The sequence below is a fragment of the Pirellulaceae bacterium genome (assembly GCA_029243025.1).
Classification (GTDB): Bacteria; Planctomycetota; Planctomycetia; order Pirellulales; family Pirellulaceae.
Map to the genome: position 1 here is coordinate 1 of JAQWSU010000006.1, position 20,236 is coordinate 20,236.

Consider the following 20,236-nt stretch of genomic DNA (forward strand, 5'->3'; position numbering starts at 1 on the left):
GAACTTCGCGAGGTAATCTTCTATCGTGTCAGGGTCGAATCCAAGAACAAGCAAACCATGCTTTTCCATACTTCGAGACAGCCTGCTGAGGCCCCTGTTGTCAAGATTCTCGCCTGTTATCAGATCTTCCGAAACATACGAAAATATAATCTTGCTTGCTGATCCAGCCTTCGGAACAAAACTCAAGATAGCGTCGTTGGCTTTGCCAGTGAGATAGGCCGAAACGCTTTCCCACACAAACAACGTGGTTGAAGACAGATCGCATCCTGCTTTCTGCAGTTCGGTTCTAATGTCTCGTATGTGAAAACCCACTGCGATATAGCTCACATGGTCGGGCAAACGCCCCAGAACCCGCTTGATCGTCTCCTTTTTTCTTTTGATCCCACCAGGATGGTCAACCTCGAAGTAGCGGATCTTCTCGATCCCTGGAAGGAAATAAGCCTTGGGATCCATTCCTGACCCAAGGTTGACAATGGCGTCGATCTCATCCGTTGCAAGGCACTCCTCAATGACCTCATCGTAGTATCGAAAACGGCAAAGCAAGTAGCCCAACATTCCCGAGTACAGAATTTCGCAAAAAGCGGTAACCGATATCTGCACGGGCGAAACGTGCCTGAGCTTGACGAAATACTTACTCCCGCCAGACAGAAACTTCTCAGAAATGGGATCGTTGTACAGACGCTGCTGCGGAGGATAGAGCAGCCCATTGCTCGCAATGCAGGCAGTCCACATCCCGTGCTTGTCGGATCCACGGCATCTCCATCAGGAGGGAAAGCTGCGTACCTGGCAGTCACCGGTGCAGACAACAAAAGGTCGCCCGAATGTCAATCGTTGAATTCGGCCTGCATATCTCGGCTCTTGATCTGCAACGAGAATCGCAAGCTGGCCCCGGAATCAACGCAGTCTGCGACAAGGTGGCCACCATGAGATTCGACAATTGACCGACTGATTGCAAGCCCCATCCCCATGCCGTTTTCTTTGCCCGAATTGAAAGCTCCAAAAATGAATCCCTCTTTGCCGACCGTTACGCCTGGGCCGTTGTCTCTGACCACGACTTCAATGCTGTGATCGTCAATTCGCCGTGTGCTCAAGGTGATCACTTTTTCATCAGAATAGAGTTCCTGCAATGCTTCCATCGCATTTCGGATCAAATTAACGGCTACCTGTTCGACCTGCAATGGGTCAATTTGGATTAATGGCAAGCCCCTGTCGAATTGTTCTACAAGCTCAATCTGAGATTGAAGTAAATCCGGTTCCAGTAGACTAACCGCTTTCTTAATCACATCATGAATGTCGCTTTCTTCCCGCTTCAGAAGCGTTTTTGTGATCAAAGATCTTACTCCGGCAACAATCTGCGCCGCACGGACAACCTGTTCACGAAGACTCGCTGCCATCTCTCGGATACGATCCATCATTGGTTCATCAGCCGAAGTCAGTTTTTCAATCACGAACGCATAGTTGGAAGCGGCTGACAATGGCTGATTCACCTCGTGCGCAATACTCGACGCCATCTGCCCCATTAAATTGGACTGCGCGGCTTGAGCAAACCCCTCACGACGTCGACGGAATTCCTCTTCCGCAGCCCGTCGGATGGTGATGTCTTGCACATAAACAACAAAGTATTGCTTACCTTCGAACTCAAACTGATTCATCGTCACTTCGACGGGCAATACAGAACCGTCTTTCCGACGATGAAAAGCCTCAATAATTTTGGGCTCACCACTCCGCATTGCCTCCACGCCAGTCGTCCAATAGTCCGAGTCAACCTTGAACAGAATGTCTTGCATCTCCAAGGTTAGCAATTCATCGTGCGAATACCCGGTCAAATCGCAAATCGCCTGATTTACGTAAGCAATTCTTCCGTTTGTTTCGGCCTTCAAGATCGGGGTGCTACTTTTGTCGACAGAAAATTGAGTAAACCGCAACTGTTGTTCGTCGCTTCGGCGTCGAATCGCAATGCTGGCCAGGTAGGCTGCACTTTGCAGCACACGAAGATGCTGCTCAGTCGGAACGCTAACACAAGTGTGGCTGATTGAAAACGTTCCCAAGACTTTATCATCTTCAGCCATGATAGGAATGGACCAACACGCTAACAGACTGTACTTCTCAATTACCTCGTGCAAGGACTGCCAATACTCACTCTTGCGCGTGTCGGCGACGATGACCGGTTTTTTTTCCAAAACGGCCGCTCCGCAGGAGCCGACGCGATCTCCAGGAACAATCGTCGCAAACATGGAGCGAATTTCGTCGCTTACACTCGGAGCCACCTTCAAATTCAAGACATCTGCCTTGGGGTCATAAAGCATCAGGCTGGTAAATGATTGGGGCACTAATTTCTCGACCAGGCAGCAAAGCTCCGTCAAAATCTCATTGATTTCGACCCCCAGTGCGACCTGGGCGAGAATATCATGCTGCAAAAGAAGAATGCGATGCACCACTTGCAGATCCGATTGGTCATCAAACGGTGCCTCTTGCATGTTAATCTGATCCTCTTCCATCAGTCTCGGCACAACAAAGGGGCTTCGATCGCCGCTCCGATTTCACTTTTTGGTGGCAAGCCAACTCGAAACAATGTGTTACAAATGGTTACAAAGGTCAAGGGTGAGCATTATGACATCGTCGATCCGTTCAAATCTATTGAAAAACTAGCGGCGATGGTCATTTTGCACGACTGTGAGCCCGAGCAGAAATAGGCACATTGCTCTCGGATTTCACTTCGCGCTAACAACCCAGGGTGAACCTGGAGCTCCCCACCGACTCGTGCAGATACAAACCACGGTGTCCTCTCGCTAATCGGGCTAATTCCAGCGAAAAAATCGCAGGGCAACGACAAAAGAGAGGATCGCCCAGCACCCGATCAAAGTCAGTTCCGTCGACAAATCGACCAACGACCTGCCCTCTAACATGGTGCCTCGAATCGCGTCAATCAGCGGCGTTAAAGGTAGCAGCTGAATCAGCGGTTGAGTCGCTTCTGGGAATCGTTCACGAGAGAAAAAAATACCAGAAACCATCCACATTGGTAGCGTTGCAAGATTCATCAAACCTGACATCGTTTCCATGGTTTTTGCACGAATTGCAATCAGTAATCCAATGCCAGAAAATTGGACACACCCCAACAGAATTAACAGCAACAGAGCGAGATAGCTACCCTGATTGACCACTCCAAAAATCAAATTCGAGCAGACCAGCAGCAAAAGGATTTGGGGGATGGTGAAGATCTGGCGACTAATCATGATCGCCGTGAGAAATTGTCCCCGTTTCATGGGTGTCGCCAGTAGCCGCTTGAGCAATTTCCGGATTCGCATATCGACAATGGCGAATCCAATTCCCCACACCCCCCCACTCATGATCCCCATACCAATTAAACCTGGAATTAAGAAATCAATGTAACGAGAGCCTGGCGCAGTGATCTCTTGATTGCTTGAGAGAACCACATCGTCCCGCCCAGCAGCTCGTTGCAAGACATCGTTAACAGAATTTCGAGCCAGCAGGCTTCCTGGCCGCGTTGGATCATACGCATAGCGATAGCGTGGTTCGCCCGTAGCTTCAACGGCGACAATCACGTCAGCCCGCCCAAACCGCAAACTATCATTTGCATCGTTAGCGTTTTCAATACGAATGCGAAAGCGATCATCCTGCTGAAGCGTTTCTAGAATCGCAGCCGCCTGATCGGTCTGTTGAATGACAACCGTGATTTGCTCGACGGGTTGAGTACGGAAGGCAACCCCCAACGCGAGCATTGTCAAAAGGGGAAATACATAGACCCAAAAAATAGCCGCCGGTTCTCGCAAAAACGTGCGAAGCCTAGCCAGAATCATTTGACAAATTGCCGAATGGCGGACTTCGCTATCTGGTTGCCTCATGAGAATTCGTCCTCAGCTGCCTTCAAGCTCCGACCAGCAACCTTCATAAATACATCTTCCAGACTGGCTTGACGAGTGGTCAAACTTGCAATTCCCAACCCATTTTCTTCCAATGTTTTCAATAAATTTGGAATCACCAAGTGTGGCTGTGCAACAGACAACTGATACCGTCCATCTTCATGCTTTGCCTCACTCACATCAGGCAGATTACGCCACAGATGATCTGGCAAGTCAGCCTGAACATCGGGTCGCAGCGTAAAATTGACGACATGCTCACCGCCGATACTGGCAATGAGTTCCTGCGGCGACCCCACTGTAATTACTTTTCCTCGATCGATGATCGCAATCCGATCGCAAAGGCGTTCTGCTTCGTCCATGTAGTGCGTTGTCAACAAGACCGTACGACCTTGTCGACGTGAGTCGGCAATTAGTCGCCAAACTTCACGGCGTGATTGAGGGTCGAGCCCTGCGGTTGGCTCGTCTAAGAACAACAACTGCGGTTCGCCGATTAAGGCAATAGCAAACGCTAGTCGTTGTTTTTGTCCCCCAGAAAGATTCTTGACCCAAGTCTTTGATTTGTCATCAAGCGACACCCAAGCAATGGCATCCTGAGGATGCATTCCAGCCCGATAAAAACTACGAAAGAGTGTCAACGTCTCCAGCACCGTTAGCTTCTCCGACAACTGGGTCTCTTGCAAAGAAACCCCAATTTTCTGTCGAATCTCACTCCCCTGATCCTGCCAACGCATTCCCAAAATCTGAACGTCACCACTGGTTGCTGGCAACAGGCCTTCCAAGATCTCGATCGTCGTCGTTTTCCCGGCACCATTTGGTCCCAGAACGCCGAAACATTCTCCCTGCTCTACCCGCAGATCCACACCCCTAACGGCCTCAACCGGGGGCTTCCCGGGGTAGGTCTTCTTTAAATTCGAACAGGTAATGGCCGCAGTCGTCATCGAGCACTCTTTCTGGACATTTTTTTACGGTCGGTTATGCCTCATCAGTCATTCGTTGTCTACCGGGTGATGGGCAGCTAACTGCAATCGATTCTGGCCATCTTCCATCGCACGTTGAAAGAATCCTACCTAGATGGTTCTTGACAAGACTCGCTTTGCCCGTTGAATTATTGGCATTCATGAACCTACCGCGATGTTCAGATCCTCGGTCATATTACCTGCATTGAACCTGCCTCTTGGAGACTCCACTCACGATGCCTTCGCTAGATAAGCAACGCCGCAAAAAACTTCAAAAGAAAATCGACCGAGAATACGATTATCGCACCTTCTGTGACCGGGATGTCTATGTCAACGCAACGGGACCAAGCGGCCGTGGATTATTTGCAAATCGCCAGTTTTTCCCTGGTGAACTGGTTGTCGAAGTCAAAGGCAAGCTGTTATTGCAAAAAGATTACGGAGCTTCGACTTATGTGATGGAGTTGAACCGAAAATGGTATCTTGAACCGGACATACCAGGTGCCTTCGCAAACCATTCTTGCAACCCGAATTGTGAGCTCATCGAATTGACAGATCATTCGATGGGCATTGTCTCGATTTGCAATATCGAGCCAAGAACCGAGATTTCCTATGACTATCAGTGGCCGGCACTGTCGTGGATTCCACGCTGCAATTGCGGAGCGCCAACCTGTCGCGGTTGGGTCGTTGCAGAAGACCAGGTCGCTAAAATGCGCCGGCTCTCCAAAAAGCGAAACGGAAGTAAAAACGGAAGTAAAAAGAAGTAGGCTCGCTGACAGCACCCGAGGTCAGTTCCCAGTAAGCGCCTCCCAAAAAACATCGATCGTTGTCAACCACAGCCAGGGGTGAAATGGCTCCTCTGCTCCACCCCCAATCTGTTCTCCGGCAAACCGAGCAGAAATCAGAAACAGCAGGAACGTGCATGCGTTGCGGCACATACTTGCCATCATTTCAGCTGCCTCTGCTGGGGCCAGCGTTCGAGAGCCATTCTATCCAGGGGGTGCCCGCAGCTTGTTCCATTATGTGACATCCGTGCGGTCGGATCCGGTTAACGTTAGAATTCAAAAAGGTAGCCCTGGAAAAAGCACAGTAAAATTACGTGCGTTTCTTCAGCTCCGTTGCCAACGACTCCCGGACCACCTAACCAACCGTAGGAACTGATCATGCGTCTGCTCTGGATTATCCCATTCACCATCGTCTACCTAACCACCTTCGCGGTATCAACCTTTGCTGAGGACGAGCAATCGCAGAGCGACGACCAGACCGTCTTTTATGATCCTGTTGAAAAGGACATCGAGGGTTGGACGATTGCGGTCGATCCGCGACTCCTTGAACCCGAGCACCAAAAAACTGCCAGCGAAGCATTTGCCGCTTTGGCGAATCACCTGCAGCGAGTGAAGTACATCATGCCAGCTGAACGCGTCAAACAGCTACAAAAGCTGCGCATTTGGCTAGAACTTGACAATTCAAAACTGACGAACATGCAATATCATCCCGATCGCGGCTGGCTGCTTGCCAACGGGCACGATCCTCGCCTCGTCAAGCACGTGCACATCCCTCAGGCAAAAGATCTTCTCAAACGAGGAACATGGGCCAAACATCCGTATGTCGTGCTTCACGAACTTGCCCATGCTTATCATGATCAAGTGTTAGGATTCGACGAACCGAAAATCGTTACCACCTTCGAAGATGCCAAGCAGGCGGGCATTTACGAGAAAGTCCTCCTCTACACCGGACGCAAGGTTCGTCACTACGGACTCAGTAATCACAAAGAGTATTTTGCGGAATCTACCGAAGCCTATCTCGGCGTCAACGATTTCTATCCTTTTGTGCGTGCAGAATTAAAAGAACATGACCCCCCGATGTATGAAGTCATGAAAGCAGTCTGGGGCCCAATCGACCGAGAGTGACGCGTATCGGTTGAAAATTGGCCATTTGACAAATCAGGCTTCAGACTTTCCGCAGCGTGACCGATGGAACGAAGCGACGAGGACTATTTAATCGATCAAAAACGCGTGACGGATAATCGCATTCTGGCAAGGATTCCAGCATGTCGACGACAAAAGTGCTACCGCCCACGGCTCGAGTGATTTTGGTACACGGCACCTTCGCTGCTCGCGATGGAAATGTTGGTGATAGCTGGTGGCAACATGGAAGTGCAACTTGGAATGGGCTGCAAAAACGTTTGCCGGCTGGTACGGATCTTGTCGAGCAGAGTCAAGTGTTCCACTGGTCGGGCGAGAACAGTGAACGTGCTCGGATCAAGGCCGGCCAAGATCTCCTCAAGCTATTTCGACAATTTGAAGAGGAAGGCATTGGCTACCACGTGATCGGTCACAGCCACGGCGGTTCCGTGATCTGGCACGCTTTACGTTCAGCTGAATTGCAAAACTACTGGTTGCCTCGGCTGCATAGTTGGGCAACTGTCGGTACGCCTTTCTTGCAACACCAGACTCGCAGCAGCTGGAGTTTGATCAATGCCATCAACATTGTCCTCGCTCTCGTGTTACTGAAGCCCGCCTATACAACCTTCAGACGACTCGTCCAATACTCCATTGCCGCAATCACTGGCGGCGACATCGAGATGCTGACCGACGCGAGTAACGATTCCGCCATCGTACAAATTATTCGAGCCCCTAGCCTGAAGATCTTGGAGCTACTCGGAGTACCCGTCAACTTGACGGGAGACAAAATGCAAGTTGGCAGCTTCGATCCATCCAGCGGCGATTCGTTCGTAAATCACTTGTTCATGACAACCGAAGGCATCACAATTCTGATCGTCGCGGTGATCTACATCTACGTATTGGTAAACCTTGCTTTCATGTTTCTCAATCCGGTGCTTGAATCACTGCGAATGCGATCTGAAAAACGACTCGAGCAAAGGTGTTCCCAGCGATTCGGCAAACGTTGGCTTGGCATTTGGTCTCCGGATGATGAAGCAATTAATGGACTGACCGCCACCCTTCGACTCTCCATGTCTTTTGTCTCCAGGATGGGGCCGCGAGAACGGGTTCTGTTCTCGGACGTCTTATTACTCATCTCGCAACCGTATTACTGGCTGATTTCGCCTATCTTCAATCGCTTCATTCGCCCCCTGTTGGATGATTTCATTAGGTCTTACATTGCGAAAACCGCGCAAGGAAACAATCGACCGGCGGCAGAAGTTGTCGGTGTTTCGCAGGTTCCTCTCTACAGATCTGCAGAGTCCACATTCCCCTCGATGCCCGCCTGGATGAACGCTCGAATCGTGGACTCTTCCAACCGTTACACGGTGCATTTGGCACCCAAGCTGAGACGACTCCTGTCTTCCACCTGCATTCTGACAGGCCTGGACGCCTTTGGACACGAATTATCAGGGCGGGAACTGGTTCACACCTCCTATTTCGAGCATTCCGAGGTCCAAGATTTACTCGCCATGCACATTGCTTGGTCCATCGACAATTTTTCACACGCGGTCAAAATCAACACAACAGACGAGCGGCTGATCGCTTGGTACCAGACATTTCGCATCGCATCGGGCGGCCAGATACCTTCGGATTGGTTGGTCTCAACAGAACAAAACAAATGTTCTGTCCCGATTCGACCTCGTCGTAGTATTCCACAACGCAGGGCTGCTTAGCAGCAAATCTGGAAATATTGATAACCTTTTTCTTGAGGCAGTACTCCCTTGAAATTGGCTTTCTAATTGAATCGAATTTTGGCGGGCGATTTGCCAAAGGAGAGCCACGCGTCCTATGTAGCGAAGCTGCCTGATACAGAACAGAGTCTTTTAAAGAGTACGTTGTCAGCAATCAGTGTATTACTAACTAGCAACAGCCTCAGTTATCATTGCGCGCAAACCATCATGGTGATGCGTTAGTAACCTCGCCGGAGTGAATTGATGACAGACCAAAACGAATCACAGGGCCTCGGAACACGATGCTTACATGCTGGACAACAACCCGACCCAACGACAAATGCCCGGGCCGTACCTATTTACGCGTCCACATCCTACGTTTTTGACAATACGGATCATGCGGCAGATCTATTTGCACTCAAAGAATTTGGCAATATCTACTCACGGATCATGAATCCCACAAACGACGTGCTCGAACAACGTTTGGTCGCACTCGACGGAGGCGCAGGGGCCTTAGGACTTGCTTCCGGACAGGCGGCAACCCACGCTGCGATTAATACCATTTGCCACGCGGGTCAAAACTTCATTTCCTCGAACAGTCTCTACGGCGGAACCTGGACACTGTTTACACAAACGTTTCCTAAACAGGGTATCGAAGTCCGCTTCTTCGACCCCAGTCACCCGGAACAGATCGAAAATCTTGTCGACGAAAACACTCGCTTGGTTTACATGGACAGCGTGGGTAATCCCAAAAATGACGTTCCGGATTACCGAAAAATCACGGAGCTTGCCCATCGGCATCGATTGCCCGTTTTTTGCGACAACACGACGATGACCCCTCTGCTGCTCCGCCCAATCGAACATGGTGTTGATGTGGTGATCTACTCAACCACCAAGTTTATTGGAGGTCATGGCACTCACATCGGAGGCGCTATTGTCGATAGCGGCAATTTCCCTTGGGCCGACAATCCCGACAAGTGGCCTGAATTTTGTGCACCGTCAGAATCCTATCACGGCGTGGTATTTGTCGAAGCTCTGAAACCGATGGGAAACATCTCTTTCATCATTCACGCGCGCACACATTGGTTACGAGATACGGGGGCGTGCATGAGCCCCTTCGGTGCCTTCTTGTTTCTACAAGGTCTAGAAACACTCCATTTGCGTATGCCCAGGCATTGCGAGAATGCGCTGAACGTCGCTCAATTCCTGGAACAACATGAGGCCGTTTCCTGGGTCAACTATCCCGGATTAGAAAGCCACAAGGATCATGTCAACGCCATGAATTATCTACCAGACGGTCAAGGCGCGATTCTCGGTTTCGGCGTCAAGGCAAACAACGCCAACGAGGCGAAAGAAATTGGCCGGCGCTTCATCGACCATTGCAAACTGTGCTCGCATCTTGCCAATATTGGTGATGCGAAAACGCTGGTCATCCATCCAGCTTCGACAACCCACCAGCAATTGACCGCCGAGGAACAAGTAGAAACAGGCGTCACACCCGACTACATTCGTGTCTCAGTGGGACTGGAGGATAGCGAAGACATCATCGCTGACCTGAATCAAGCGTTGCGCGCAGCCACGGCCTAATCAATTCCTGAAGTAAGGGAAATGCAACTGCATTTCAGCCCGCTATGCCGGCAGAATTCAGCAGCTCAGATGACCAGCGAACCAACCAAGCTTTGACTCAGCTGCAATCGATTTGTTTTGACAAACCGATGCGGCTGAAGTTAGGGGGCCAGTTGCCTTCGGTTACCTGTGCCTATGAGACCTTTGGCCAGCTTAACTCCGATCGATCCAACGCGGTTCTCGTCTGCCATGCGATTTCCGGAGACTCACATGTCACGCGTCATCACCCGGACGACCAGCCTGGCTGGTGGGAACAACTGGTTGGCCCCGGACGAGCGATCGATACGAATCGCTACTTCGTCATCTGCCCCAACGTGTTGGGAGGCTGTCGCGGCTCCACCGGTCCGGAATCAATCAACCCAGCAACTAACCGACCGTTTGGTCAGCAGTTTCCAATCATCACAATGGACGACATTGTCAATGTACAGACTCGATTAGTGAACCAGCTGGGAATCGATCGACTCGTAGGTGTCGTGGGCGGATCCTTGGGAGGGCATCAGGCAATCACCTGGGCGACGCGTTATCCGGAACGCATCGCAGCCTGCTGTGCTATCGCGACTTCCTCTCGACTATCTTCGCAGGCCTTAGCATTCGACGTGATCGGGCGAAATGCGATCAAGACGGACCCGATGTTTCAGGACGGTCAATACTATGGCAATGCCAAACAGCCTGACATCGGACTGGCAATCGCCCGCATGCTGGGCCATATCACCTATCTATCGGCAGATGGAATGGACGAGAAATTCGACGTCGATCGACACAACCCCCGCGAACTTGACACGCTGTTTGAAAATCGTTTTTCAGTCGGCTCCTACCTTGCCTACCAGGGTCACAAATTTGTAGAACGCTTTGATGCCAACAGCTACATCACACTGTCCATGGCCATGGATCTTGTCGATTTCGGCGACACGCTTGAACAACGGTGTGCCTCGTTGGCTTCATCAACTTGCCGTTGGTTGGTGGTTGGTTTTTCCAGTGACTGGCTCTTCCCACCCCAACAGTCCCGCCAAATCCTGCAAGCACTCAATACACTCCAAAAATCGGCCACCTATGCCATTGTGCCTTCGGATGCGGGACACGATGGTTTCTTGGTCGAATCCGACATCGATCGCTACTGCGATCTAGTTGCTGCAACGCTTGCCCCACCAACAAGGCTCACCAGCGATACGCCTCCCCAACGAGTAGATGACCAGCGGATTTTGGAACTCATTGAAGATGGGGAATCCGTCCTAGACCTCGGCTGTGGCAGCGGAGATTTACTCTGCGCACTTCGAGCTCGAGGGCACCATCGCCTGACTGGGGTAGAAGTCGATTTGGATTCAGTCACCAAGGCGGCGCGTCAAGGTTTAATCGTTCAACACGCGGACCTTGATGAAGGCGTGCTCGATTTTCCTAACGACAGTTTTGATACGGTTATTTTATCAGCCACGTTGCAAGCCGTTGCCAACATCGAAGAGCTATTGGACGAGATGTTGCGGGTAGGCTCACGCTGTATTCTAAGCTTCGCAAATTTCGCCTTTCGAGAATTGCGAGACATGTACACACGAGAAGGCAAGTCTCCCAAAGCAGATGGTCAGTACCGATACGATTGGTACGACACACCAAACCGCCGGTTTCCTTCCATCACCGACGTCCATGAGCTGCTACGAGCAAAGCGGGCAAAAGTCTTACGAGCGATCTATATGGACACCAAATCAGACGTACAGATATCGGACGACGACGACTTTAATTACAAGGCAGACACAGCCATTCTGGTCATTCATCGCTAACACCCAAGTCTCGCGCTACTTGGTCGCTTTGAGCAAATCGATCATCGCCAAACCCATGGCATCACCGATCAGGAAATAACTTTCTGCATTTCCAAACCAATGATGACCGTGTCCAACATTGGGTGATTCATTTGCAGGACGTGCGAAATCGGTCGTTTGCACAAACGCGACCGAACCCTTGAACTCGGGTCGCATGGCAGCTCGACGTTGGGCGTTTCGAATCGCAAGCATCTTCTCGCCGGCCTTCGGTCCACCGTTGCCAAGCTCACCAATCACAATCGGCAATTGTGGCACTTTGAGTTCTCGCCGCACGTCATGAATCAGGTGGACCAGATTCTGTTCATAGTCTTGGCGACCTTGATCATCGGACATATCGTTCCATCCTTGAAACCAAACAAATCCCGCAAGCTGCGATTGGCGAGGCAACTGCGGAAAGTCGATTTCTAAATCGCCTACCGCCTGTCGAATCTCCGACACCATTTGTTCAAAATAAGGACCCGTCTCACCAATCGCACTCGGCGGGCGAAAATCTTGATGCAAACTCTTACCACCCCAGGCGGTTTTGATGATCAAAACCGGATCCTTTCGGTACTCACCAATCACATGACCAAACTGGAACTCAGGTCCGATGTGGTGGTTCCCCGGATAGCCGGTAAAACCAATTGACAGGGGTCCGCGTTTAATACCATCCCGCACTTGGAAGGATACAAACACGTCATCCCGCACGACCCATTCGTTGTTTTCGTCTTTGACATGGGCATACCGATCTGGATCATCCGCTGCACGGATCACCTGATTTAACGTACCACGACCACCGTTGTAATACTTTGGATGATCTAAATCGACGACACCCTGCCCTTCCATATTGGATTGACCGGCCATCACGAAGATCTGTAGTGTTTCCGCAGTAGACCACGAGCCTATCAGGATACTGAAAAGCAGAGTCAGCGGTAAAAAACGCAACATAACGATCGTTTTCCTTTCCGAAACTATCACTTTACTCGGTAACCCAATTCCAGGAGTGATTTGCGAATACGATCCACATGATCTCCCTGAATTTCAAGCACGTCGTCTTTGACAGCGCCTCCCGCACCGCAAGTTTCTTTGAGTTTCGACAGCAGGGCCTTGAGATCAGTTCCATGGGATGACAAACCGTTGACCGTTGTCACCAGCTTACCGCGTTTTCTTTTTTCCATAAGTACGCGAGCGGTTTGTTCGGAGGGGTCGCGGTAAGTTTTAGGAGGCGGTGGACACTGACAGTCTGTTTCCAATTCGCCGCACCGCTCGCACTGAGGGGGCTGGTCGAATTGAGTGCCCTCAAATAGTCGCATCACTTTATTTACTCCAAACTTACTGGGATGACCTCGACAAACAATAAAGGTGTTTGCTGCCTCGCAAAAACAACTGTTCACCGACCAAAGCAGGCGAAGCATCACAACCTTCGTTGAGTCGATTTGTCGCCAGCACTTTGAGCTCGTTAGCGGGCTCGATCACCACCGCAGCACCGTCTCTTCCCACCACATAGAGGCGACCCGCTGCGGCCACCGGTGAGGCATACAATCGTCGCACTGCTGGCAACCGTGTCCGGCTCATCACTACCCGACCGGTGGAGGCGTCCACACAACTGAGAATCGGGTTATTTGACTGATTGAAATAGAGCATCTCTCCCAGTAACAAGGGAGAAGGCACATAGGGCGTTCCTCGGTCTCGCGACCAAGCCACCTGATCGGAATCAGAAATATCACCTCGCGAAGCCAAAGGCAAGGCAAACAATGATGATCCTCCATAGCCGCTCATGCAGAATACGGTTTCTTGCGTAGCTACGGGCGAGGGAGTCACATTTCCGACTTGGCCTCCACACTCCCAAAGAATCGAACCGTCTGCTAGATCGTAGCTTCGAACACGATTGCTGGCATTGGTAATAACTTGTGTTTTATTCTGATGTTGCAGGATGAGCGGCGTCGCCCATGCACTTGGTTCATCCCGATCCGCTCGCCAAACGGTGGCACCATTACGGGCATCCAACGCCATTAGGTACGATTGGTCCTCCTGATCGCGAACGATCACAACCCGATCACCATGCACAACCGGCGAGGCCCCTTCACCGAAACTCTTTCGCATCTTGACTGGTCCCAAGTCACGTTGCCACAGTAATCGACCGTCGAGGTCATAACAGTAGAAGCCGGCGGATCCGAACCAGATATAGAGGCGTTGACCGTCGGTGACCGGCGAAGCAGAGGCAAAATTATTGTCACCGTGATGACCTTCGTGCGGCACCATTTCCTTCGCGATACGCCGCCACAGTTCCTTTCCACTCGTCCGATCGAGACAAATTACAGCGAATTGGAAACGTGTGTTCGGATAGGTGATGCCGAACGGACGAGCGGGCTGATCAGCAGGCTTTGGCAGATCCGGAATGACTTTTCCGGTATCGATCGAAGTCAATAAGAAAATCTTGTCCTGCCAAATGATCGGCGTGGAACTTCCTCGGCCATCCAGAGGAACCTTCCATTGAACATTCTGATCCTCGCTCCATCGGATCGGCGGATTCGCCAGTCTGCTGACACCATTCGCCTCAGGGCCACGCCACTGAGGCCAGAAGGCTGCTTTTTCTTTAACCCAATCAACCGCAAAAACCGACTGGGTCACGGCCAATATTGCGACAACGATCAGAATTTGACGATCGAATTTGAACAACTGTGCCATCGATCTGCTTACTCCTCTGAAAAATCCGCTACCACCATCAAACCCGAGATTCAGGATGGCCAAACAAAGCTTAACGAGTCAGTCTCCCAATTCCTCGAAGATGGCCTTCATCAATAAAGGCCAGACGACTGTCGCATCGGCGTAGACTTCCGCATAGCGACCGCCCTGTTCGGTCGGAACGAACTTCCCCCAACTGACTCCTTCCGAATAAGTACAGCCCGAGAGGCCACCCCAGTGGACAGGTTCAGGGCAAATACGAACGCCATATTTAAAACGTCTGGCTGGTAAACAAGTTCCAAGTCGAGCGTTGGCCACATCGTAATAAGGCGACACTTGTTGTGCCCAATTCCGAGGAACGCCACCGCCAATGGTCAAAATCCCCAACTCTTCGCTTTGGGAAACAAAACGGGCATATTCCTGCAGATCCAAGAACGGGTTAAAACGAGGCACAGCAAGGAACACATCATTCGCCGTGGTGGGAGTCTCACCCTGCAGCGCGCCCCGCATGGCCCATGTCGCAACATCCAATCCAATTTCACTGTCCGTGAAGGCTGGAATAAAAACGGGAACATCCTTTTCCGAAGCGCTTCGCAGGATACCGCGTCCTTCCTTTAATTTGGCAAGTCGCTCTCCGATCGCTCGACAAAGTCGTGCGGATGACCAGACGCCATCCGTCGGATTCGACTCACTCATTACGGACCGAACTAGCGTTTCAATATTGTTCAAATTGGCTTCCATCTCTAGCGTATCGTAGATACGGTTGTAGCCCTGTTCAAACAACTTTTCGTCAGAATCACTCCTGTCATACCGATAATGCGTCAAGCCGATCGACTCTGTCAAACCGTGAGCAATCAGGGCACCTGTTGCAACAATCGCCTGGACCAAACCGCGGTCGATCAAATCACAAATGAGTTGCCCCTGCTTCGCCACAGTCATCGCACCCGAGAGTGTCAGGACAACCTGGCATTGCGATCGTTCGATCATCTCCAGCAAGATATCAAAGGCTTCACCAAGCTGTCGTCCGCCGAAAGCGGTCTTCCCCATGGCTCGCAATAGGTCGGTGAAATTGTGGACTTTCGACAGGTCAAGGCTCTCGAGAGGAACCAAGCCATCGTGACGGCCATCATGCAGTCGTCGCTCGGAGGACATCGGGTAGCTCAATCAAAATAAAGGATTTCGAGAATCTCGGCCCTAAGCTTCGCGTGCTTGCTCCAACAGCGCGATCCACGGCCCAACATAATGGCCGTTATCGTGAAACGTTCGGCCGCTAACAAGGTTACCATCGATGACACAAGCTTCGTCGACAAACTTTCCTCCGCACACTTCCAGATCGAAGCGACACTTGGGAACGGTAGCCATCCGCCGACCTTTCACACAATCTGCGTAGGCCGGTATTTCGACGCCGTGACAAACACTGGCGATCGGTTTGTTTGCGGCAAAGAAATGGCGCGTGATCTGTACGAGATCCTCATCATAGCGAATGTATTCCGGAGCTCGCCCTCCGGAGAAAAGGATTCCAGCATAATCCTCTGGCTGGACATCCTTGAAAGCAATGTCAGCATCGATCGTGTAGCCTTCCCATTCCTTGGTGATGGTCCAGCCCGATTTGACCTCGTGCAACACCATTTGATAGGTCCGTTGCTCCGGTGCGGCAACTACAGGCTGAAAGCCCGCCTCGATCAAACGGTAATAGGGATACATGGTATCAAGCGTTTCGGTCGCATCACCAACGACAATAAGAACTTGTTGCATTGCTGAATTTCCACTCAAAAAGGGAACGCATGATTCGCCGTGAACCTGATACGGAAAGCGAACACCTAAGTTTTACTAGCCCGCACCGCCCTAATCAAACTCGCCTTGGACGACGCGTTTCAAGTCGCGAACAGGACGCACGTCGCAAAACGTACAGTCCACGATTAGCGAACAATGAATTCTTCCCAAAAAGCATGCTGGCATTCAGATTAGGCAACAGCCAACGCCTGCCAATCAGACCATCCACGGGTAGCCAGAACAGCGAAGCCCGCATCGCGAGCGGCGCGGCAGATCGCCCGCTGTGACGGACAATTCATCAATACAAGAGCATCGCTGCCGACCCAGATTCTTCGGCAAGCGATCCATTCGGTCTAGCAGCGAGCGTGGCTCGAGGTGCACCCAGAACGAAACCCAGAACGAAACCCAGAACGAAACCTAGTGCGACAAAGTTTTCAGTGAGCGGCTTGATCGACTGAATTTGCAATGGATCGACCCGCGAAGCCAATCATCATCATCCAAGTCCCAAGGAACAAAAGTTTGATCCCCAGCAGAATGCCGATCGCAAACAGCCCTGTCCACGGCCAGTCTTGCCAGAGAAAGATTCCCAAGATCATCGAAACAATACCGCTCAGCACCATCCATCCCCAACTGGCCATGGGTCGGAGCTGGAAGCCCACGAAAACCTCTACGACACCCTCGACAATCAAATAAGCGATCAGAACAATCGTCAAGACTTCGAGACCAAAGATCGGCCGACCGATCATCATACCACCGCACACGACGGTCAACGTCCCCAGCACAAAAGCCAACAAACCCGATCCAAACGATCCCGCTTGAAAAGCGAATATGCACTGCCCCAGGCCACTGATCAGCAGCAGCGAGCCAACAACGATCACCACAGAGACACCGGCGACAAAGGGTGATCCAATCGCCAAAGCCCCCAAAATGATCGTGACGATCCCCAGACCGATCATCCAACCGGATCGTGCCTTGATCGCGTTGGCCAAAGGATGTTCTGACATTCGTATCCTCCTTGTCGAAAAAATGACTCTCTCAAAATGCTGACAACCCGCATCGTAGCCCCTCTGGAGTTCCTGGACAACATTAACAACTTTCCCGGATCGTGGTCGTCTACCAGCCAGCGGAGCTGACAAAGTGTAGAATCAGGCAGATGATTCCAGGCTGCGGCCGTAAATCTTTCGTTGTTTGGAAAGGGATCCAATGAATAACGAGACCAATGAGCATCACGAATCGAACGAAGCGTTTTACGATCGCATCAGCAACGCCTACGATCTCATCGCGGACTCCAGCGAACGAGAAGCCCGAATCACCGGCGAAAAGGCACTGGAACTGAAGGCGGGAGAACGCGTGCTGGAAATCGGATTCGGTACCGGAAACACGCTGATCGATTTGCTGGAGACGGTTGGAGATTCGGGACAAGTTACGGGCATCGACGTCTCGACCGGTATGCGAGATGTGGCGGAACGAAAGCTGAAACAACACCCGCTGGGAGATCACGTCCAGTTGACCGTTGGCGATGCCCGACAAATGCCTTTCGAGGATGAATCTTTTGATGCTGTCTTTACCAGCTTCACACTTGAATTGTTTCCCGAGGGCGACATTGAGGCCGTACTGTCGGAGGTGAAGCGAATCCTGGTCAAGGACGGCAGGCTGGGGGTTGTCTCGATGGCAGAGGTGAAAGAAGGTGACCATCCGAGCTTATTGGAAAAAGGTTACATCTGGATGCACCGCCATTTCCCTCATTTGGTCGATTGTCGACCGATTGATCCAGCCGCCTATGTGACACAAGCTGGTTTAAAACTACAACAACAGATCGACCTGAAGGTCTGGACGATGCCTGTGGCTGTTGTCGTCGCCAGCAAAGACTTTTAGGTCAGTCCACTAATCCATTTCATGCAGCTTACGAAGAAGACAGAAAGGGGATCTCTCCTCGATGGGCGAATTAGGTACGAGGTACATTGAGTCGTCGACTCAAGACGGCGTGTTGGTGATCAAAATATTGGCGACCGCGATGCGGGACACACAGGTCTGCTACGGAATCCGCGACCAAATGATCGAGGCCATTGATCCGGACCAAACACAGAATGTGATCATCGATCTCGAAAACTTGACATTTATTGGCAGTATTGGATTCCTAGGCTTCTTGGCAGTCCGTCGCAAGATCCCCAAATCGCGGATTATTGTTTGCAATCTCACCGACACGATTCGTGAAATGTTCTTGCTTTGCCGCTTGATCTCGGAAGATAATTCTGCCGATTCCCCGTTTGAAGTCAGGGCAACGCTCCAGGAATCCCTCGCCTGCTTCGGCGAATAAACAAAGATGCAAAAGCTTCGAAGACTACTCCAGCTGCCCGATTCGACACGATGATTCAACAACCCGCAACAATCGATGATTCACCCTTGTTGCACATCCATCAAATCAGCAAGTCCTATGCGGGCGTCAAAGCGTTGCAAAATGTGTCGTTGACCCTTCAACGCGGGGAAGTACACGCACTCTGCGGCGAAAATGGAGCTGGCAAGTCAACGCTGATCAAGATCTTGACCGGTGTGGTGACCGCGGATTCAGGTAGCATCCAAATCAACGACCGGATTCTCCCTCTCGGCGACGTCCGTGTTAGCGAATCAGAAGGCATTGCCGTGATGCACCAGGAGTCGACCGCATTCCCCGATTTGAATGCGATCGACAACATCTTTGTGGGTCGCGAACTTCGCAAATGCGGTGGAATGCTGCTCAATCGTCGAGAGATGCGGCTAGAAGCCAACCAGCTGTTGCAACAACTTGGCGAGACAATTGATTTAGCTGTGCCAGTCGGCAAGCTACGATTAGCCCAACGTCAAATGGTGGCCATGGCGCGCGCCATGTCGTGCCAATGCCAACTGTTCATCATGGACGAGCCCACTGCCTCCCTGTCTGCCCAAGAAACAGAAGTGATGTTGAACTTGATCGCTCAATTGCGCGACCAAGGTGTCACCATTATGTATGTGAGTCATCGTCTTGAGGAAGTTTATCAGATTGCCAACCGTGTCACCGTGTTACGAGACGGAGAAACAGTCACGACCCAGCCGATTGAGGACATCGATGAACAACAATTGATTCGCTTCATGGTCGGACGAGAAGCAGAGGATTTGACACAGTACCACTCGCAAGCGGCTGATCACCGACATGCGGGCGACGAGGCCTTACGAGTTGTTAACTTGTCGCGCGGCAGTGCCTTTCAGTCCATCTCCTTGACGGTGGCAAGCGGTGAAATCGTTGGCCTAGCTGGATTGGTGGGCTCGGGAAGAACGGAACTTGCTCGAGCAATCTTTGGCATCGATGTACCGGATTCAGGCTACGCGCTTGTCGGTGGAAAACGCTTAAAACCGGCTTCGGTGCGTGATTCCATGCGAATGGGCATCGCCATGGTGCCGGAAGATCGGCAACACGAGGGTCTCATCCTGCCGATGTCAATTGCCGACAATCTGTCTTTGGCCAACCTGAATGAACTGCGACGATTTGGTTTCATCCAGCGATCCGAAGAGCGACAACTCGTGGAACAACAAATCACCGACCTGGGGATCAAAGTCGCCACACCAGGATCCGCTGCCGAATCGTTGTCGGGTGGCAACCAGCAAAAGGTCGTCTTAGGCAAATGGCTTGCCACCAATCCTCAGGTTTTGATTTTGGATGAACCGACTCGAGGCATCGACGTGGCTGCCAAAGCACAAGTGCACCGCCTGATTCGGTCGTTGTCTGCGGCAGGAATGGCGACCTTACTTATCTCCTCAGAACTTACAGAACTGTTAAACGTCAGCGATCGAATTCTTGTGATGCATGAAGGTGCCCTGGCCGCAGAATTTGACGGACCGACGGCAACCCAAGAACAATTGCTTCAAAGTGCCTTACTCGGCACGAAAAACCAACCCGGCTAG

18 protein-coding genes are annotated in these 20,236 nt (G+C 51.4%); 8 read left to right on the plus strand and 10 right to left on the minus strand.

The window, feature by feature from the left end:
* From P8N76_02025 to P8N76_02040, 4 genes are all read right to left on the minus strand, one after another.
* The coding region (locus P8N76_02025) for a class I SAM-dependent methyltransferase (GenBank protein MDG2380426.1) at positions 1–732 on the minus strand (732 nt) is incomplete at its 3' end.
* A 92-nt stretch (positions 733–824) separates the two neighbouring features.
* Complete coding sequence (locus tag P8N76_02030) at positions 825–2,510, minus strand: PAS domain S-box protein (GenBank protein MDG2380427.1); 1,686 nt, start codon at positions 2,508–2,510, stop codon at positions 825–827.
* 288 nt (positions 2,511–2,798) lie between these two features.
* The gene (locus P8N76_02035) at positions 2,799–3,863 is read right to left on the minus strand and encodes an ABC transporter permease (GenBank protein MDG2380428.1); all 1,065 of its coding nucleotides are present in this window, start codon (positions 3,861–3,863) and stop codon (positions 2,799–2,801) included.
* Positions 3,860–4,819, minus strand: coding sequence for an ABC transporter ATP-binding protein (locus P8N76_02040; GenBank protein ID MDG2380429.1), 960 nt, complete (start codon positions 4,817–4,819; stop codon positions 3,860–3,862). The genes P8N76_02035 and P8N76_02040 overlap by 4 nt, the downstream gene beginning before the upstream one ends.
* Before the next feature lie 254 nt (positions 4,820–5,073).
* Here P8N76_02040 and P8N76_02045 point away from each other — a divergent pair, with 254 nt between their 5' ends.
* The 5 genes from P8N76_02045 (at position 5,074) to P8N76_02065 (ending at position 11,845) form a co-directional block, all read left to right on the plus strand.
* Positions 5,074–5,601 carry an SET domain-containing protein-lysine N-methyltransferase gene (locus tag P8N76_02045; protein ID MDG2380430.1) on the plus strand — a complete coding sequence of 176 codons (528 nt, stop codon included), beginning with the start codon at positions 5,074–5,076 and terminating at the stop codon, positions 5,599–5,601.
* Between the two features lie 396 nt (positions 5,602–5,997).
* Complete coding sequence (locus P8N76_02050) at positions 5,998–6,744, plus strand: metallopeptidase (GenBank protein ID MDG2380431.1); 747 nt, start codon at positions 5,998–6,000, stop codon at positions 6,742–6,744.
* Between the two features lie 140 nt (positions 6,745–6,884).
* Complete coding sequence (locus P8N76_02055; protein MDG2380432.1) at positions 6,885–8,453, plus strand: hypothetical protein; 1,569 nt, start codon at positions 6,885–6,887, stop codon at positions 8,451–8,453.
* A gap of 261 nt (positions 8,454–8,714) precedes the next feature.
* Complete coding sequence (locus tag P8N76_02060) at positions 8,715–10,037, plus strand: O-acetylhomoserine aminocarboxypropyltransferase/cysteine synthase (protein MDG2380433.1); 1,323 nt, start codon at positions 8,715–8,717, stop codon at positions 10,035–10,037.
* 44 nt (positions 10,038–10,081) lie between these two features.
* Positions 10,082–11,845 (plus strand): homoserine O-acetyltransferase, encoded by a 1,764-nt coding sequence (locus tag P8N76_02065; GenBank protein MDG2380434.1) that lies wholly within the window; start codon positions 10,082–10,084, stop codon positions 11,843–11,845.
* A gap of 15 nt (positions 11,846–11,860) precedes the next feature.
* On the opposite strand, the gene P8N76_02070 is transcribed toward P8N76_02065, so the two are convergent.
* From P8N76_02070 to P8N76_02095, 6 genes are all read right to left on the minus strand, one after another.
* The gene (locus P8N76_02070) at positions 11,861–12,811 is read right to left on the minus strand and encodes a sialate O-acetylesterase (GenBank protein ID MDG2380435.1); all 951 of its coding nucleotides are present in this window, start codon (positions 12,809–12,811) and stop codon (positions 11,861–11,863) included.
* A 26-nt stretch (positions 12,812–12,837) separates the two neighbouring features.
* Complete coding sequence (locus P8N76_02075; protein ID MDG2380436.1) at positions 12,838–13,179, minus strand: translation initiation factor; 342 nt, start codon at positions 13,177–13,179, stop codon at positions 12,838–12,840.
* 16 nt (positions 13,180–13,195) lie between these two features.
* On the minus strand, positions 13,196–14,551 hold the full coding sequence (locus P8N76_02080) for a PQQ-binding-like beta-propeller repeat protein (protein ID MDG2380437.1): 1,356 nt from the start codon (positions 14,549–14,551) through the stop codon (positions 13,196–13,198).
* A gap of 78 nt (positions 14,552–14,629) precedes the next feature.
* On the minus strand, positions 14,630–15,700 hold the full coding sequence (locus P8N76_02085; protein MDG2380438.1) for a deoxyhypusine synthase family protein: 1,071 nt from the start codon (positions 15,698–15,700) through the stop codon (positions 14,630–14,632).
* A 42-nt stretch (positions 15,701–15,742) separates the two neighbouring features.
* Positions 15,743–16,303, minus strand: a complete 561-nt coding sequence (locus P8N76_02090) for a DJ-1/PfpI family protein (protein MDG2380439.1) — start codon at positions 16,301–16,303, stop codon at positions 15,743–15,745.
* 452 nt (positions 16,304–16,755) lie between these two features.
* Complete coding sequence (locus P8N76_02095; GenBank protein ID MDG2380440.1) at positions 16,756–17,325, minus strand: DUF308 domain-containing protein; 570 nt, start codon at positions 17,323–17,325, stop codon at positions 16,756–16,758.
* Between the two features lie 199 nt (positions 17,326–17,524).
* On the opposite strand from P8N76_02095, the gene P8N76_02100 reads away from it, so the two are divergent.
* The 3 genes from P8N76_02100 (at position 17,525) to P8N76_02110 (ending at position 20,236) form a co-directional block, all read left to right on the plus strand.
* The gene (locus tag P8N76_02100; protein MDG2380441.1) at positions 17,525–18,196 is read left to right on the plus strand and encodes a methyltransferase domain-containing protein; all 672 of its coding nucleotides are present in this window, start codon (positions 17,525–17,527) and stop codon (positions 18,194–18,196) included.
* A 61-nt stretch (positions 18,197–18,257) separates the two neighbouring features.
* Positions 18,258–18,638, plus strand: a complete 381-nt coding sequence (locus P8N76_02105; protein ID MDG2380442.1) for an STAS domain-containing protein — start codon at positions 18,258–18,260, stop codon at positions 18,636–18,638.
* Between the two features lie 50 nt (positions 18,639–18,688).
* Entirely contained in the window at positions 18,689–20,236 is a 1,548-nt protein-coding gene (locus P8N76_02110) for a sugar ABC transporter ATP-binding protein (protein ID MDG2380443.1), read from the plus strand.